The organism is Flavobacterium eburneipallidum (assembly GCF_027111355.2).
GTDB classification, from domain to species: domain Bacteria; phylum Bacteroidota; class Bacteroidia; order Flavobacteriales; family Flavobacteriaceae; genus Flavobacterium; species Flavobacterium eburneipallidum.
In genome coordinates this window covers 3,427,242-3,443,873 of sequence record NZ_CP114291.2, presented here as the reverse complement: position 1 = coordinate 3,443,873, position 16,632 = coordinate 3,427,242, and the positions used below count along the sequence as shown (strand labels likewise).

Below are 16,632 nucleotides of genomic sequence, written 5' to 3'. Positions count from 1 at the left end.
CTAATTTTTTATTTATTCATTCATTCTACATTTATCACTACAATACTTCACTTCGTCCCAAACTTTTTCCCATTTTTTGCGCCAAGCGAATGGTTTTTGGCAAACGATACAAATTTTATGGGGTAGGTTTTGTTTTTTTACTCCTCGCATTTTTGGGTTTATTAGGGTTCGAAACGTGTTTTTGCAAAATTCGCTTGCCTTCTTGTTTTACTTCGTCTTTTTTGCGGAAACTCCACACGATATCGCTGGCATATTTTCGGGTTTCTTCAATGTTTACAATGGGTTCAGGATAATAAACTCCTATTTTACAATTATAAAATTGTTGTTCTAATTCGTTCATCTTCCATGGTTCGTGTAATAAGTCAACTGGAATTTCGGCTAATTCGGGCAACCATTTTTTGATAAAAACCCCTTCCGAATCATGTTCTTGCGAGTTTTTTATCGGACTGTAAATTCGAATCGTGTTAATACCCGTTGTTCCTGATTGCATTTGAATTTGCGGATAGTGAATTCCGGGTTCGTAATCCAAAAATTGTCGTGCCAAAAAATGCAATTCCCGCCAATCTTGCCAAAGATTAAAAGTGAAAAACGAAACCACCATTGCCCGCATTCTAAAGTTAATATAACCCGTTGCAACCAAGCATCGCATACACGCATCAACAATAGGAACGCCCGTTTTGCCTTCTTGCCAAGCCTTGATATAGGCTTCGTTTTTGGGTTTAATTAAAACATCATAAGCCCGATTGACGTTTTCAAATTCCATTCGGCATTCGTCTTCAAATTTTTGCATAAAATGACAATGCCAGTGTAATCTTGATACAAAATTGAGAATGGCTCGCTTGTTTTTGGCAGTTTCATAAAACTGATTCGTGTATTGATAAACGGCTCGCATACTGATGTTTCCGTAAGCTAGATATGGCGACAATCTACTACAACCAGTTCGGCTCAAAGCCGGTTTCGAGATGTGTTTGCTGTAATTGACATAGCGTTCTTTGACAAAACTGTTCAGATACCGCCAGGCCAAATCTTCGCCTCCTTGCTGGAAATTTTTGTTGGGAGTTGTGATTTCTGTTGGCAAATTGGCTCCTTTAATTTGGTTATAAAAATCTAAATCCAATGATACCAAATTCAATTCAGATTCTTTTACAATTTTTGGTTCGGCTCGCATTACGTTTTCCCAACGTTTGTCCCAATCGCTTCTTGATTTTAGTTTTCGAATTACGCCGTGCAGTTGAAATTCTTTCCAGACAATGTTTTTATCATTAAAGAATTTTTGCATCGAAATGTCTCTGTCGAAAGTCAATTTGTTGCCAATTTCTTGGTGCGAAAAAACGGCGTTGATTTCAAAATTTTTGATTAATTCTTGAAAAACAGTTTCTACTTCATTGTGAAAAAAGTAAATTTCAGTATCAAAAATGTTCAATTTTAGTTGTAAATCTTGAATGGATTCGTAAATAAACCGCCAATGCCGCACATCAGCATCATCATAATTCATAACCGATGGTTCAAAAAAATAAACCAACAATAAAGGTAATCCAGATTGATGGGCATGAAACAAAGCTTCGTTGTCAAAGAAACGTAAGTCGCGTTTGAACCAAACAATATTGATGGCGGGTTTATTCAATTTTTTGCGGTGTTTTTTATAAAAGAGAAGTTAATTCTTTATCAGGTTTTGCATAGCTCAAACGGTCTAATTGAACGGTTTTGTGATAACTATCCAATCCTGAACAAGTGATGGTATTTGCCTTTTCGAGATCTATAAATCCATCTTCGTTAAGGCAGTTTTCAGGAACATACACTTCTTTGATTTCGCCAATAATCATTATGGTATTGTTGATAGCAATATCGATTCGCTCTTTGAATTCAACGCCAAATTGAACGTTACTTTCTGCAACAAAAGGCGCTTTGAAGTTGTTTTTATATACTGCTTGCAATCCAGTTGCGTTAAATTCAGAAATATCAGGATTATATCGAGCCGAGGTTTGGTGTGCTTGTTGGTATATATTTTCGTTGATGTGATTGATGGTATAAAAACCAGTTTCCATGATATTTCGCAGCGTGTCACGCTCTGGTGGACTTGGTCTAAAAAGCAAAGCAATCAAAGCCGGATTGGCACCAATATGAAAAATGGAACTAAAAATTCCCAGATTGGTTTGTCCTTCATTATTGATAGTTCCTAACAAAGAGACACTTTTGAATCCGCCCAAACTGTTAATAAAATGGACTCTTTTTTGTTTTTCCATCTTCTGTATTTCCTCAAAAGAAATGTGTTTTTTCATTTTTTGATGTCTTTTAATTTATGTGAATCCATTTTTTGTCGCTATTCAATTGAAAAGTTCCGATGTGTTCTTTGTTCCATTCTTTTGGTGAAATGATGGACAAAAAATAAGTTCCATCTTCTTTTAAATACAGATGATAGATTTCGCCAACAATAGGTTCGAATGAAAATTTTGCGTTATAAATCAATTCGTTCCATTGGTATTCGTCCATCAATTTTTTGTATTGCAGTTTCAGTTCGTTGAATTTGCTTTCAAACTCTTTGTTGACATTGCTAATGCCTCGGTTTTTCCAAGAAACTACGTCGTCTGTTTTGATTATTGGTGCGCCAACACTAGTTGCATAAGGTAAAACACTGGCATTGTATCCGTTTTCTATCGAAAAAACAACATTATCGGGTATTTCTTTTTTCATTATCGTTTGCTTATTTTATTACTAGAAATGGCTCTTTGTCGGTTGCATTTAAAGCGGTCTATGTTTTCTGAACGTTTGGCTTGATGCTTGGTTTTGCAATTCTCGACACGCTTTCGCCACAATTTGTAACTCGAAAATTTGAGTTCTTTTTTCATCAACGCTTTCACGTCGGCTTCTGTGAGTCCGAATTGAAATTTGATGGCGTCAAAAGGGGTGCGGTCTTCCCAAGCCATTTCGATAATGCGATCAATAGCTATTTCAGAAAGCGATTCTTTTGTTGGAAGAGGAATTGGATAGTTTGACATTTTGTTTAACTTATTTAAAACAAAGATAAACAAAATAAATAATTAGATTTAAAATTCTATTGTATATTTAAAATAAAAAAATCCGTTATTCAAAATTGAAGTAACGGATTAGAGGAGAAATGATATGTATTTTAAAACAGTTTTGCAATTACTGCATTCACAAATTCTAAAAACCGTTCATCAGCTTCTGTAAACGGATTCAGAACGTGGCTGTCAATATCGATTTGTCCAATGTTTTCGCCATTTACAAAAAGAGGCACAACAATTTCTGATTTTACAGTAAAGCTACAAGCGATATAATTGTCTTGTGCAGCTACATCTGGAACCACAAAATTGGCATTGGAAACTGCTACTTGACCGCAAATGCCTTTGCCAAAAGGAATTACAGTATGATCTGTTTCGGCTCCAATGTAGGGACCAAGATGTAGTGTTTTAGTTTCGTGATTGGCAAAATAAAAACCTACCCAATTATAATAGGAAATAGAATCGCTCAAGAGTTTGCAAATTTCCAAGAGTTTTTCTTCTCTAGAAAGGCTTGAATTTAAAGTGATTTCAGTTACTTTTGGTTTTAATTCTTCGAAAGTCATATTCTTTTTTTAGGTAAAAGTATTCGAATCAGATGATTTAATTTTATATAAATTTGTTAAAAATTTAGTTTTGAAAAAATATTTAATTCTCTACAAGCCGTTTTTGCTTTTTTTAGGAAAGTTTCTGGTGACCTATCTGATTTTGACTTTTGTTTATGAGAGTTATCTTGGTCAGTTTGATGTGTCAAAATTTGAGGCGGATAGTTTTACAGAGTTGGTTGCCCAACAAACCAAATCAGTTATGCTATTTTTTGATGCAGATGTCAGAACCACTCCTAACACCAAGGAAGCAGCAGTAAATTTATTTTATAATGGAAGACATATTGCTCGTATTATTGAAGGTTGCAATGGTTTAAGCGTGATTATTTTATTTGTTTCTTTTATTGTTGCTTTTTCGGGAAAAATGAAAGCAACTGTTTTGTACATTCTTGGCGGAAGTGTACTCATTCATATTTTGAATGTGGCTCGAATTGCTATTTTATGTGTTTTGTTGTATTCTTTTCCGCATCAAGAACATATTCTGCACGGCGTAGTTTTTCCATTGTTTATCTATGGAGTTGTTTTTATTTTATGGGTTATTTGGGTCAATAAATTTTCGAAGTATGCTACAAAAACTGCTAAATAATAAAGTAAAAATTCTGTTACTGATCTTGCTGGTGCTTTTGTTGGCTTTGGTAAGAGCTTATGAAAGTGTTTTGTTTTACGATCCTTTTTTGGTCTATTTCAAAAAAGAATACTACAGTTTACCTTTGCCAGAAATCAATACTGTTTCCTTATTTTTCGGAATTGCTTTTCGATATTTTTTAAATACTATAATCTCTTTGGCTATAATTTATGTAGCTTTCAAAGATTTAGAAGCCATTAAATTTGCCTCAATTTTATATGTTTTGTTTTTTGTAATTCTTATTGTTGCTTTCTTTTTGGTACTCAATTTTATTGGAGAAACCAGTAAAATGCCATTATTTTATATTCGACGATTTCTGATTCAACCTATTTTTTTGCTGTTGTTTTTGCCTGCTTTTTATTTTCAAAAGCAAAATCAGTAATTTTTATTTTAACAAAAAATTGGTTTCGGTTTTTGAATAAAGCTTTAATTTTGCACAATGAACTTCAAAAAGCACATTAGTATTTTTCTAGCTTTATTCCTGTTGGTTTCCAATGTGGGATTTGCTATAGATGTGCATTATTGCGGAGGAGAAATAGCTTCTGTAAAACCTGTTTTCTGGAAAAAAGCTGAACTCCAAGACATAAGTTGTTGTCCTCCGAAAGCTACTGCTAGTATTGAAAAAAAAGACAGTTGTTGCAAGGATAAAGTGTTGAAATTCCAAAAGAAATCCGAAAATACTACTGTAACTTCTATTGCCTTTCACTCTAATTTTGTTTTCTTATTCGAAGAATGGAAACCTATTGTTTTTGCTAAAACTTCCAATTTCAAAAGCAGCGAAATCACTTCTTATTATTGCGATGCCAATGCGCCGCCGCTGTTTCAATTATACCATCAATACATTTTCTACGTCTGATTCTAATGTTTATTAAGATCAAGCCTTCGTTGGTTTGAAACTCTTTTAAAAACATTAAAATCTATATAATGAAAAAACAAATTTCAATACTTTTATTGATGCTGTTTTGTGTCTTCAATTCTTATTCGCAAGACAGTTTGCTAGAAGTAAAAGTACAATCGCAGCGTAAAAGTTTGCAAAAATCTTCGAAGATTACGGCAAACACAACCTTGCTAACCAGTAAGGAATTGCTCAAAGCGGCTTGTTGTAATCTCGCCGAAAGCTTTGAAACCAATCCTTCAATCGATGTGAATTTTTCGGATGCTTTGACGGGAACCAAGCAAATCAAAATGCTAGGTTTGACCAGTCCGTATTTGATGATTACTGAAGAAAATATTCCATCAGTTCGAGGTGCTTCTCAAGCCTACGGACTTTCTTTTACGCCGGGAACTTGGGTCGAAAGTATCCAAATCACAAAAGGAGCGGGTAGTGTTGTCAACGGCTACGAAAGTATTTCGGGACAAATCAACACCGAATTAATTAAACCGGTCAATGACATTCCTTTTTTCTTGAATGCTTATGGTTCGACCGACAGCCGTTTTGAATTGAATACGCATTTCAATACCAAAATTTCAGATAAATGGGCGAGTAGTATGTTCGTTCATGGCAATACCCGAATTGCCAAAAACGATATGAATGACGATGGTTTTTTGGACAATCCATTGGCAAAACAAATCAATGTTTTGAATCGTTGGCAATATACCGATGCCGAGAAAGGCTGGGTAAGTTTTATCAATTTCCGTTATATGAATGACGAAAAACAAACGGGTGAAATGGATTTTGACCCAAAGAAAGATAAAGGAACGACTAGTTTTTGGGGTTCCGAAATCAACACGGAGCGTTTTAATGTATCGGCTAAACTGGGTTATGTTTTTCCAGAAATGCCGTATCAAAGTATTGGCTTTCAAAACGCTTTTGACAGTCACAATCAAGATTCTTATTTTGGTTTGAACCAATACAACATCAAACAAAGTAGTTATTATTCGAATTTGATTTTCAACTCGATTATCAATAACACGATGAACAAATTTGCAACGGGTTTGAACTTTACTTACGATAAGTATCAGGAATTTGTGAACGTGACGGATTATAGCAGAATTGATAACTCCGTTGGGGCTTTCTTTGAATACACATTTGACAACAGTTCAAATTTTAGTTTTATAGCTGGTGGACGAATCGATAATCACAATCGTTTAGGAGTTTTTGTTACACCAAGATTACACGCCCGATACAATCCTTGGGCGAAAGGCGTTTTGCGAGCTTCGGCAGGAAGAGGAAAACGTTCTGCCAATATTTTTGCTGAAAATCAGCCTCTTTTTGCGAGTTCTAGAGCTTTTGAAATTTTGGATTCCAACGGAAAAATTTATGGTCTAGATCCTGAAATCGCTTGGAATTACGGCTTGAGTTTCAATCAAGGATTTTTTGTTTTTGGTAAAAAAGTCGATGCTGGTTTTGACCTTTACAGAACCGATTTCAAAAATCAAGTAGTGGTCGATTTATATACGCCGACAGTGATTCCAGGGACGCATCAGGCTTTATTCTACAATTTAGATGGGAAATCTTTTGCTAATAGTTTGCAATTAGACTTTAATGTAGAATTGGCAAAACATCTTGATTTAAGAACCGCTTATAAATATTACGACATTCAAACCGATTATTTGAGTGGAAGAAGCGAAAGACCTTTGCAAGCCAAACATCGCTTTTTTGGAAATGTAGCTTATGAAACCCACATTGATGACAAAGGAAAACAGTGGAAATTTGATTTCACTTACAATTGGATGGGCGAACAAAAATTACCAGAAACGGCATCAAATCCAGTGGAAGATAGGCTTCCAGAATATTCGCCTTCTTATTCTTTGATGAATACCCAAATTACTAGAATTTTTTCTCCTACTTTTGAAGTCTATGTTGGCGGTGAAAACATTGGAAACTATAGACAAGAAAAAGCGATTGTGGGTAGCGAAAATCCTTTTGGTTCTACATTTGATGCTTCTATTGTTTATGCGCCAGTTTTTGGACAAATGTATTATGCGGGGCTTCGATATAAAATAAAATAAGGGCAATGAGAATTGCAAAAATCAATTTCAATAACAATTAAAGAAATTAAATTATGAAAAATATTTTTTTAGGAATGATGTTACTAATGGTAGCACTTTCTACACAAGCACAAGCTAAAAAGAATAAAAACGCCAAATATACCGTTATGGTAAACGGTAATTGCGAACAATGCCAAAGACGCATTCAAAAAGCGGCTTTCTCTGTAGCTGGCGTAAAAATGGCCAATTGGAATATCGAAACCCATAAATTAGACGTAACTCTTAATGAAGAAAAAACTTCGATCAGTGAAGTCAAAAAGGCTGTGGCCAAAGTAGGTCATGATGCTGGAGAAGTACGATCAACACAAGAAACTTACGATAAATTGCACCATTGTTGTCAATACGAAAGAGAGGAAATTAAGAAATAGATTCTTTTGATTTTCTTTTAATGAGTTACGATAAGTTTAAGGAAAAATGAATTGTATTAAAGTTTTACTAAAAAGGCAGAAATACACTGTTTTAATGATGCTGTTTTGGTAAACAATACCTATTTTTACCCACAAAATTTTAAAATAATTTTATGAATGATTTCGATTGGGGGCAATTAATTAACCCTGAATTTTATATTACTTTGAAACTTGGTGGAATCCAAATAGGATTATACATGGTTTTGTTTATTGTTTTTGCAGAAACAGGACTTTTTGCAGGTTTTTTTCTTCCAGGCGATAGTTTGCTTTTTCTAGCAGGAATTTATAACCGAGAGTTGCTTCAAACCATTTTTGTATTGGAGAATGGTTTTCTGAATGTGACTATATTGTCAGTTTTAGTAGCAGTTGCAGGTATTTTTGGCAATATGGTAGGCTATTGGTTTGGTGCTAAAAGCGGTGTTTATTTGTTTAAAAAAGAAGATACTTTTTGGTTCAAGAAGCATTACTTATTACAGTCCAAAGATTTCTTCGAAAAGTATGGCGGTAAAGCGATTATTTTTGCTAGATTTTTGCCAATTTTCAGAACTTTTGCTCCGATAGTGGCAGGAATTGTTGCCATGGACAAAAAGAAATTTATGTTCTATAATATTTTGAGTTCTTTTTTATGGTCGTTTCTATTAATATTTTCAGGACATTATTTGTATGGTCTGTTCAAAGAGCAATGGGGAATTGATTTGAAAGAACACATCGAAAAGATTATCATCATTATTATTTTAGCATCGACTTTACCAGTGATATTCAAATTGTTGAAGAAAAAAGTAAAATCATAGTACAGCATTTATTGACTAGTAAACCGCAATAGTAATGTTGCGGTTTTTTTATACTAAAAATTTAAAATAATTCTTTTTTGTGCTTCCTTCGAATGTGGTAATTATACTAATTAAAATGGTTTTTATGAAACTGGTGGTGCAGTGTTTTTTATAATTTTGACTATCAAATAATTAAAAAAAATCATGATAGAGAAAATACAAGGACTGCCAGATAATATGGTTGGTTTTAGAAGCGAAGGGGAAGTGGTAAAAGAAGATTTAGAATTTGTTACTGAAGAAGTGAAACTTTTAGTTGAAAAAACAGATAAATTGAATTACCTCCTTTTTCTAGATAATTCGCCAGCTGATTTTACATTAGGGGCTTGGTTGCAAGATGCTTTATTGGGTATAAAAAATATTACCAAATGGAATCGAGCTGCAATTGTAACAGATTCGCAAACAGTAATAGATTTAACAGATGTGTTTAGCAAAATTATGCCAGGCACATTTAGAGGTTTTAAGAAAGCAGAATATCATCTTGCTATTGATTGGACTTCTGAAAAAATTGATTTAGAATAGTTTAAAATAGAATGTTTTTAGATTAAAAAAGCAGCATCAAAAAACTTTGATGCTGCTTTTTTAGGTTTAGTTTACTTGATTAAAAAGGATAACCAATAGCAATATTCAAAATCAAATTGTCTTTCCGCCAAGGACCACTTCCAAAATCGATGTTGTCTATTACCCAATTGCTTCCGTTAACGGGATAAGGTTGACGAATAGGGAAGGCCAAATCTGTTCGGAGGACTAAAAATGAAAAATCGAAACGCAATCCAGCACCTACGCCAACGGCAATTTGTTTCATGAAATCTTTGGTAAATTGACCGCCAAGTTTATTTGGATTTTCGTTTAAGAGCCAGATATTTCCAGCATCGGCAAACAATGCGCCATCGACAATGCTGAATAATTTAGTTTTATATTCTGTATTGAATTCTAATTTTATATCTCCAGATTCATCGGGCAGAAAAGTAGAATTAGTTGCTGTAGGTTGATAAATTCCTGGGCCAATGGATTGTGCTCTGAAAGCTCTTAAACTATTAGCACCACCAACAACAAATTGTCTGGAGGAAGGCATTTCAGTGTTATTTCCGTAAGCAAAACCTGCTCCTGCGATTATTCTTGAGGCTAGTTTGCTGTTTTCGCCTAACTTTAAATAATGCCTTAAATCAGCTTTTACCTTTATATATTGGCTGAAAGGCACATCAAAAAATTGGATGGTATCGCCTTTTTTTACGTTTGCTTTTCTGATTAATCCTGTTATATTTCCAGCTAAATCCAATTCGCCATTAAAATAGAAAGTGTTTTTTTTCCTTTTTTGCATGGTGTTGGTAAACGTATAATTGTAAGTTGGACCGAAAATAAGTTGTTTTTCGATGACTTTTGAAAGTGAAGGATTGGCTAAAATTTCTTGTTGGTACAATTCCGTTACTTCGTTTGGACTAACATAATTGATGTTTACCACTTTCAAATCGTGTTCAGCTCTCGCACTTTCTTTCCACAGATAACCAAAAGAGGTTTTGAAAGAATTTAGTGAGTAGAGTTGCGCTCGGTTTTGACGTTCATAACTGATAGCCATTTTGGTTTTAGGAACAAATTCACTGGAATTTTGCCAAGTAAAAGGTGCTACTAATCGAGGCAATATTAAACTGGCTTCTCCTCCAAAACTATAAATATTGTAGCCTCCATTTTTTCCACCTACCTGAAAATCGGCACCACCAAATAAAGAAAGGGTGAACAATTCAGCACCGCCCAGAAAGTTTCTGTTATTCCAATTGATTTTTGCGTTGGTTCCAGTATATCCAGCCGAATTGGTGCTAGCTCCTAACTCAAAACGGATGAATTTTTTGGGTAATAAGGTCAAATAATAATAAGCATCCAAAGTATTGGGAATTGAATCCGATACTTTGAATTCGTTTTTTACAAACTTGAAAGTGCCTAAATTCACAAATCGATTTAAGGATAGATTGTGGTTTTTTCGATTGTAAAAATCACCTTTTTTGAAATACAAAGTACGATCATAGACTCTAGGGTTAAAGGTTTTTGCCGAATCAATGATGGTAAAATCTTTGTATTGCAGTATGTCATCTTTTTTGTAAGTAGCACTGTCTTTTAAAATCGAATAATTGGGATATACAATAATATTATTTATCGTATAAGCTTGCTTGGCTTTGTCTGGTGTTTCGTCTTTTATTTTTAGTTTGATATTCACTTCTTGATTGCCTTTGGTACTGTCAACCTGTGCCAAAATATAATCGGGATTAAAGAAATAAAATCCTTTTTCTTTGAGTCGGGCATCTATGCGTTCGCGTTCTAATTTTATAGTTTCTAAATCATACGGATTGCCTGGTACCAAAAGGCTTCTTCGTTGCGTTCGGCTAATGGCTTTTCCTAAATCGGTAGAATCATTTGGAAAAGAAATCTCCTTAATTTTGTATTGTTTGGAAAGGATAATTTTGTATTCTGCTGTAGCACGACCTCCTTTTCGGGTAGAATCCGATTGTGCTCTGGCTTTGAAATAGCCTCTATTTTCGATATAATTTCTTAAAACGGAGGAATTGTATTCTAAATCGACTTGGCTGAATAAAACTGGAGCTTCTCCTACTTTGGTTCGCAACCAATGACGAATTCCTTTTTCTTTTTTAGGTTTTCCTGCCAGATTATAGATTAATAATTTGGGTCTCAATCCCAATATTTGCTTGTTAGGTTTGGGACGCAAAAGTGTTTTTAGTTCTGTTTCAAGTGCTTTTCGGTCTTTTCTTTTGATAATTGAATCCTCAATTTTTACCGAACCATCTGTATATAACAAATCGCCTTTGGGCAAATATTTAGTATTGCTGCATCCTAAAATAAAGAAGCAGCACCATAGCAAAAGATATTTTGAATAGTTCATTTTCATTGGTTTTCTTTCTTTTTTTGCTTCTCTTTCTCTGCTTTCTTTTTCTCTGCTTTCTTTTTCTCTTTTTGCAGTTTTTCTTTTTTGGTAATTTCAATTTCTTCAGCACTTTTTTTGAAAAGCTCTCTGAAATGATTGTACTCCATCGTGATGACAAAAACAGCACCCGTTTCTACCACTTCTCCTTGAATGGCAACTTGGTATTCGTTTTTTCGATACACTCGAATCATGTATCGCCCATCTTTGCTCAATTGGTATTCTAATGAGGCATCTCCAGCAATATTAGCGGCATCTTCATTGGCTCGTTCGTCTCCCTCTACACCAAAACTACTGCCTACAGTTACTTTCAATCGGTCATTCAAAAGTTTTTTAGAAATGCCAACATTCAAATCGGTTCTGGTTTCTTTGGCACCTGAAGTAAAATCTTCTGTCGATTCTAAATCAAATTCCAGTTGCACTCCACTTATTAAATCACCAGCCATATCATTTAGCTGTTGCGAAAGGATTTTGCTAGCACTTTGTCGAGCGAGATATTCGGCACTCGTACTACCACTTTCACTGGCAAAAGGATTTTCTCCCACAAATCTGTTCAGTAATAAGAGTGCAAAAACTTGTTTGTTCAATTCTGATGGATCTTGTCTTAATTGCTCCAATTTTCCTTGTGAAGTAGTAATAATATCTGATGAAACGCCGTAATTACCATCGGGTAAAACAATGTCAAAACTAATTTCAGGCTTCAATAATTCGCCATTCATCTTCAATAAAGTTTGAAAAGGAATCTTCTGTTTGTAGGTATTTCTCACTTCGGGAGTAACAGTTCCCAATTGATCGCCCAATAAATCCAAAGGAGCGGTATTGATATTATAGACTGCCGTAATATTGACATTTGCCATAGTCGGCTCGCCATTCCAAATGATATAACTGCCTTTTTGAATATCAAATTTTCGTCGAATCATGTTGAAATTCATTTCATAAGCACCATCACTAAACTCGTATTTCCCTGTCAAAGTAGTTTTTCCAGAAGGATCAATTCCGCCAGAAAGTTCTGCTTCACCTTTCAAATTCAAGTAATCGCCATTGCCTTTGTCGATAACCAAAGTAAGTTCGGCTTCTTTGTCGATAGAAATCGTGACTGCCACATCCATTCCAATTAATTGCGATTGATTGAGTTTGTTTTGCAAATTCACGGTTTGTTTCAGATACACATTGTCTTCATCTACAAATTCAACAATGCCTTCTCTATCTACAATCGACGGATCGGATTGCGGAAGAACAACAGAAAATTTAGTTTCCTCATTAATGGTGATATTTCCTTTAACGATAGGGTTTTCGAGTGTTCCTTCAATCTTTAATTTAGTATCCAAAAATAAATCGCCGTAGAACATTTCATTATCTGCAGCTGTAGAGTTTATGGCTCTGAAATCATCTGCTTTTACAGCCAAATCAAATTGATAATCCGTAAAATTTTTAGAAATTATTTTTCCGTTTACACTCAATTCGTTTTTGTTTTCGTCCGTTAAAGTAAAATTATCAAAGTTGATAGTTTCATTGCTTAAAGCAATTTTTTCGTCATTGATGTTGAAAAAAGAATTCAGTTTTGTAACTCTAAAACCAGCGTCCTTAAACAATAATTCGCCATTCACTTTAGGTTCAGCAGTCGTTCCAGTGATTTTAAATTGTCCTGATAAAGTTCCTTTTCCTTCCGAAATATTGCCCATCGAAAAGCCTTGAATACTTTTGATGTTTAATTGATTAATGTCTAAATTCAAATCGAAATTTCCGTTGTCGGTTATGTATTTTCCTAATAGTTCAAGGTCGTTTCCTTCGCCTGAAAGCTTCATATTTGCCGAAAGTACATTGGCGGTTTTATTGTCAATTTTTAGACTGATATCGCCAACAGCTTCTCCCTGAAAAACAAATTTATCAATTGTCAAATCCGAAGTGAAAGTAGGGTTGGTCACCACATTATCAATTACTGCCGAACCATTTATTAAACCATCCATCAAAAGTTTTTCTTTTTTAACCATATTCAAAATAGTTTCGATTTTGAAATTGACAAAATCTACTTTTAATGGCGCATTGTTCTGATTGCCTTGCGATTGAATTTTAAGTTCATTACCTGAATTATCTAAAAAAAATTTATTGATATAAAGTCTTTTATCGCCAAATTCAATCGAATTATCTGCGTTAATATTCCATTTGTCATAGTTTAAAACTAAATTTTCAGGATTTAATTTTACTACATTTTTTGCATCTTGATGAAGTAATTCTCCAGCGATAAAATATTGATCTTTCTGGTCGGCATCTTTCACTTGCAAAGCATAGGTAAGAATGTTGTTTTCTGCTTTTCCAGATAAGTTGGTAAATGGAATTTTAAATTGCCCGCCTTCAATAGTACCTACTGAAACTTGATATTCCAAGGCTTTTTCTTTGGTTTCCATATTTATTTTACCGTCAGAAATCGTGTTATTGGCATAAATAATTCTTGGAATTGCTCCTTTTACGATAAGGGTGTCACCAACAGAATTATACCTTCCAGAAATTGTTATGGGTTCTAATCCTGTCAATTTTGGAACCAATTGGTGCAAAATAGGATCGTTTTGAACCGAAATATTGAAAGTCAAACGTTGATTTTGAGCATTAGTTTTTGGTTTTCTGTCTTGAATGTTGATGTATTTTGAAACTGAATTTTGAATGGCATCAGCCAAAGTGGTGAGTTTGTATTTTCCATCAATTTCGGCTTTTATAAATTGAGAACTGATTTTGATGTTGTTTTTAGTTGCATCCGAAAAAGCGACAATTTTAATGGAATCTAAAACAATTGGATCGGCATCTTGCAAAATTTGAATATTGGATGTGGCTATTTTTCCGTTCAAATAGTCAGGATTGCTGTTGCTAATATCAGCGGCAATATTCCCTCTAATTTTCATTGGTCCAGCGTGTAGATTTAGTTTTTCTAAATCGGCAATATCTAGGTTTAGGTTTAATTTTACCGCTGGATATTTGTCTTTGAAGCCGCCATTAGCAGCAAGTAAAAATTTTAAATTCGGATCATTGCTATTCGCTTTCACATTGAAATTACCTTTGGCAATAGCACCTTTTAAAGAAATATTAGAATAAATATATTTGTTGAAATCCGCTTTTTTGACAATAGCTTCTAATTGTGCATTAGCGGTTTGAGGATTCAATCCTTGTCCTTTGACTTTTGTATTTAGCGTGATTTTGCCTAATGAATCATTTTGGATTAATCGTCCTAAATTAAAATCCTGAAACGAAATTGTAGCATCGTATTTTTCACGGTTTTTAACGCTATTGTCGAACAAAGCATCAACATTGGCTTTGCCGTAATTGCTGTTCAAAGCTAGTTTGGTTTTGAAATTTGCGATACCACCTTTGAAATTTCCCTTGAGTTGCAATTGCTCTGGTAGTCGAATGGTTTTAGGTAAAGTATTAGCAGGGACAAAAGAAATAATATCTTTTGATGAAGTTGTTAGGTTTTTGATATCCAAATCAAAAAAAGCTTTTTCAACATCGGGTAAGCCTTTGATTTTTCCTGAAACAGAAATTTTTGTAGAACCAATTCCTTGTATTTGAAAATACGGAATCGTCAAGTCTTTTATCTTTCCATTCAAACGAGAATTGATGTATAAAACCGCATTCGGATTAGAATTAAAAGGATTTGTTTTTTGAAGTTGAGGTGCAAAAAGCAAAATATCTTTGAACCCAATTTTTGCCTGATTCATATTGGCTTGAATTCCCAAATCGCCAGTGTTTTTCGAAATCGATGCAATAGATTGATAGTTCACTTTTATTTGATCTTGTAAAAGTGTTTGAGGGGTTTTTAGATATAAATTCTTGAGATAAGCCTGTTTTGGTCCATAAAAAAATTGGGTTTTGAGTTGTTGAATTTTCAATCCGCTTTTTTCATTTACGGTTAACGATTTTAGGTTTCCAGAAATCGTGTCATTTCCATAATAAATTTGTTCCGCTTTCGTGTTCAAACTATTCAAATTAAGATGGCTGTAATCGATACCGTTTTTTAGTGCTGGCGATTGCATGTCATCAAATTGAAAAGCAATATTTTGCAAATCGAGCTTTGCTAATTTGACTTTCCAGCTTTGTTTTGGAAGCGAAGTCGAGTCTAAATTGGGTGTTTTTATAGGCGTATCTTTTTTGCCAAACAACAAATTTCCTTTTAGGTTTTTAACTTCAAAAGATTTGAAATCAAACTTTTGATTTTGGATATCCAAATCATTGACCAACAGTTTTAGACTTCCTAAAGTTAAACCCGAATTCATTTTAGAATCTTTATTGTCGTATAAAATGGCGATTTTAGATAAACTAATTTCGTTTAATTCTAAATTGAAATCACTTCTTTTGGCAATCGTATCAGCAGTTTTAACGGAAACTTCCGCAATTTTTTCGACTAAATCCTGATTTAAAACGACTTTTAATCCTTGCAAATCGATATTTGGAATGTTGAAATCCATTTTGTCTAAATCGAATTTTTTGAATTGAGTTGCAAATTTATCGAGTTTTACCTTGATGTCATTCTTGGATAAATCGTCTTTGAATTGGAATTTAATATTCTTTAAATCGACATTCACCACTGAAATCACAAAAGGTTTACTGTCTGGTTTTTTGGGTTCAGTCGAGGCAAAAGCTTTAATGATGTAGTCAAAATTAAATACAGAATCTTTATTTCGGGAGATATTTGCGGTTACATTTTCGAGTGCAACAGAGTTGATTTCGACTTCGTTGCTTAAGAGTTTGAACAAGTCAATATCCACTTCCAATCGTTTGCCGCTCAATAAAGTATCTTTGTTTTGATCTTCAAAATAGAAACCTTCCAGCACAATGTTTTTGGGAAAACTTATCGCAATTCGGTCTAACGTAGTTTTGGTTTTAATTTTGTTGTTGAGGTAAGTTATCGCCTTGTCTTTAGCAAAATTTTGAACAGCGGGAACTTGAATCAGAACGATGAGCAGGAGCAAAAAACCAACAATCGCAACTGTACACCAAAGTAAAATACGAAGTGCTTTTTTTGCAAGTAGAAGTAGTTTTGGACTCATAAATGTCAGGAATCTTTAATCATCAAAGGTGCAATAACGGTCACTTTATTAGTTATATAATTCCTATAATATTTTTTAAAATTATAAGATTAATCTAAAGCAAAATCGTTTTGTAATCTGTATGATTTTAATATCTGACCAATTTAATCATTCGTTTTTAATTAATTCAGTAATCAGTATTAAATTCCTGATTGG

The 16,632-nt window shown here is 34.0% G+C and carries 15 protein-coding genes; 7 read left to right on the top strand and 8 right to left on the bottom strand.

The features are described 5' to 3' along the window. Nucleotides 1-12 precede the first annotated feature (12 nt). The 6 genes from OZP15_RS14435 to OZP15_RS14410 form a co-directional block, all read right to left on the bottom strand. Nucleotides 13-150, bottom strand: a complete 138-nt coding sequence (locus OZP15_RS14435) for a DUF2256 domain-containing protein (RefSeq protein WP_269226181.1) — start codon at nucleotides 148-150, stop codon at nucleotides 13-15. After that, nucleotides 116-1,624, bottom strand: a complete 1,509-nt coding sequence (locus tag OZP15_RS14430) for a cryptochrome/deoxyribodipyrimidine photo-lyase family protein (RefSeq protein WP_269226180.1) — start codon at nucleotides 1,622-1,624, stop codon at nucleotides 116-118. Before OZP15_RS14430 ends, OZP15_RS14435 begins: the two co-directional genes overlap by 35 nt. Before the next feature lie 16 nt (nucleotides 1,625-1,640). Then, the gene (locus OZP15_RS14425; protein WP_269226179.1) at nucleotides 1,641-2,279 is read right to left on the bottom strand and encodes a flavin reductase family protein; all 639 of its coding nucleotides are present in this window, start codon (nucleotides 2,277-2,279) and stop codon (nucleotides 1,641-1,643) included. Between the two features lie 13 nt (nucleotides 2,280-2,292). Next, the gene (locus tag OZP15_RS14420) at nucleotides 2,293-2,691 is read right to left on the bottom strand and encodes a DUF2452 domain-containing protein (RefSeq protein WP_269226178.1); all 399 of its coding nucleotides are present in this window, start codon (nucleotides 2,689-2,691) and stop codon (nucleotides 2,293-2,295) included. Next, nucleotides 2,691-2,996: a TIGR03643 family protein gene (locus OZP15_RS14415; protein WP_269226177.1), complete on the bottom strand. Its 306-nt coding sequence runs from the start codon at nucleotides 2,994-2,996 to the stop codon at nucleotides 2,691-2,693. The genes OZP15_RS14420 and OZP15_RS14415 overlap by 1 nt, the downstream gene beginning before the upstream one ends. A 131-nt stretch (nucleotides 2,997-3,127) precedes the next feature. After that, a complete protein-coding gene (locus OZP15_RS14410; RefSeq protein ID WP_269226176.1) occupies nucleotides 3,128-3,583 on the bottom strand; it encodes a GAF domain-containing protein in 456 nt (151 codons plus the stop codon). Between the two features lie 70 nt (nucleotides 3,584-3,653). On the opposite strand from OZP15_RS14410, the gene xrtF reads away from it, so the two are divergent. From xrtF to OZP15_RS14375, 7 genes are all read left to right on the top strand, one after another. Continuing rightward, entirely contained in the window at nucleotides 3,654-4,208 is a 555-nt protein-coding gene (xrtF, locus tag OZP15_RS14405) for an exosortase family protein XrtF (protein ID WP_269226175.1), read from the top strand. Next, on the top strand, nucleotides 4,186-4,629 hold the full coding sequence (locus OZP15_RS14400) for an exosortase F system-associated membrane protein (protein WP_269226174.1): 444 nt from the start codon (nucleotides 4,186-4,188) through the stop codon (nucleotides 4,627-4,629). Before xrtF ends, OZP15_RS14400 begins: the two co-directional genes overlap by 23 nt. A gap of 57 nt (nucleotides 4,630-4,686) precedes the next feature. Next, nucleotides 4,687-5,103, top strand: coding sequence for an HYC_CC_PP family protein (locus OZP15_RS14395; protein WP_281336490.1), 417 nt, complete (start codon nucleotides 4,687-4,689; stop codon nucleotides 5,101-5,103). A gap of 68 nt (nucleotides 5,104-5,171) precedes the next feature. Further along, nucleotides 5,172-7,199 carry a TonB-dependent receptor plug domain-containing protein gene (locus OZP15_RS14390; RefSeq protein WP_269226172.1) on the top strand — a complete coding sequence of 676 codons (2,028 nt, stop codon included), beginning with the start codon at nucleotides 5,172-5,174 and terminating at the stop codon, nucleotides 7,197-7,199. Nucleotides 7,200-7,252: 53 nt separating this feature from the next. Then, entirely contained in the window at nucleotides 7,253-7,606 is a 354-nt protein-coding gene (locus OZP15_RS14385) for a heavy-metal-associated domain-containing protein (protein ID WP_269226171.1), read from the top strand. A gap of 152 nt (nucleotides 7,607-7,758) precedes the next feature. Then, nucleotides 7,759-8,436 carry a DedA family protein gene (locus OZP15_RS14380; RefSeq protein ID WP_281336489.1) on the top strand — a complete coding sequence of 226 codons (678 nt, stop codon included), beginning with the start codon at nucleotides 7,759-7,761 and terminating at the stop codon, nucleotides 8,434-8,436. Nucleotides 8,437-8,619: 183 nt separating this feature from the next. Beyond that, nucleotides 8,620-8,994: a SpoIIAA family protein gene (locus tag OZP15_RS14375; RefSeq protein ID WP_269226170.1), complete on the top strand. Its 375-nt coding sequence runs from the start codon at nucleotides 8,620-8,622 to the stop codon at nucleotides 8,992-8,994. 79 nt (nucleotides 8,995-9,073) lie between these two features. On the opposite strand, the gene tamL is transcribed toward OZP15_RS14375, so the two are convergent. Both tamL and OZP15_RS14365 read right to left on the bottom strand, forming a co-directional pair. After that, a complete protein-coding gene (tamL, locus tag OZP15_RS14370; RefSeq protein WP_432419378.1) occupies nucleotides 9,074-11,368 on the bottom strand; it encodes a translocation and assembly module lipoprotein TamL in 2,295 nt (764 codons plus the stop codon). Then, nucleotides 11,365-16,437: a translocation/assembly module TamB domain-containing protein gene (locus tag OZP15_RS14365; protein ID WP_281336487.1), complete on the bottom strand. Its 5,073-nt coding sequence runs from the start codon at nucleotides 16,435-16,437 to the stop codon at nucleotides 11,365-11,367. The genes tamL and OZP15_RS14365 overlap by 4 nt, the downstream gene beginning before the upstream one ends. Nucleotides 16,438-16,632: the final 195 nt, after the last annotated feature.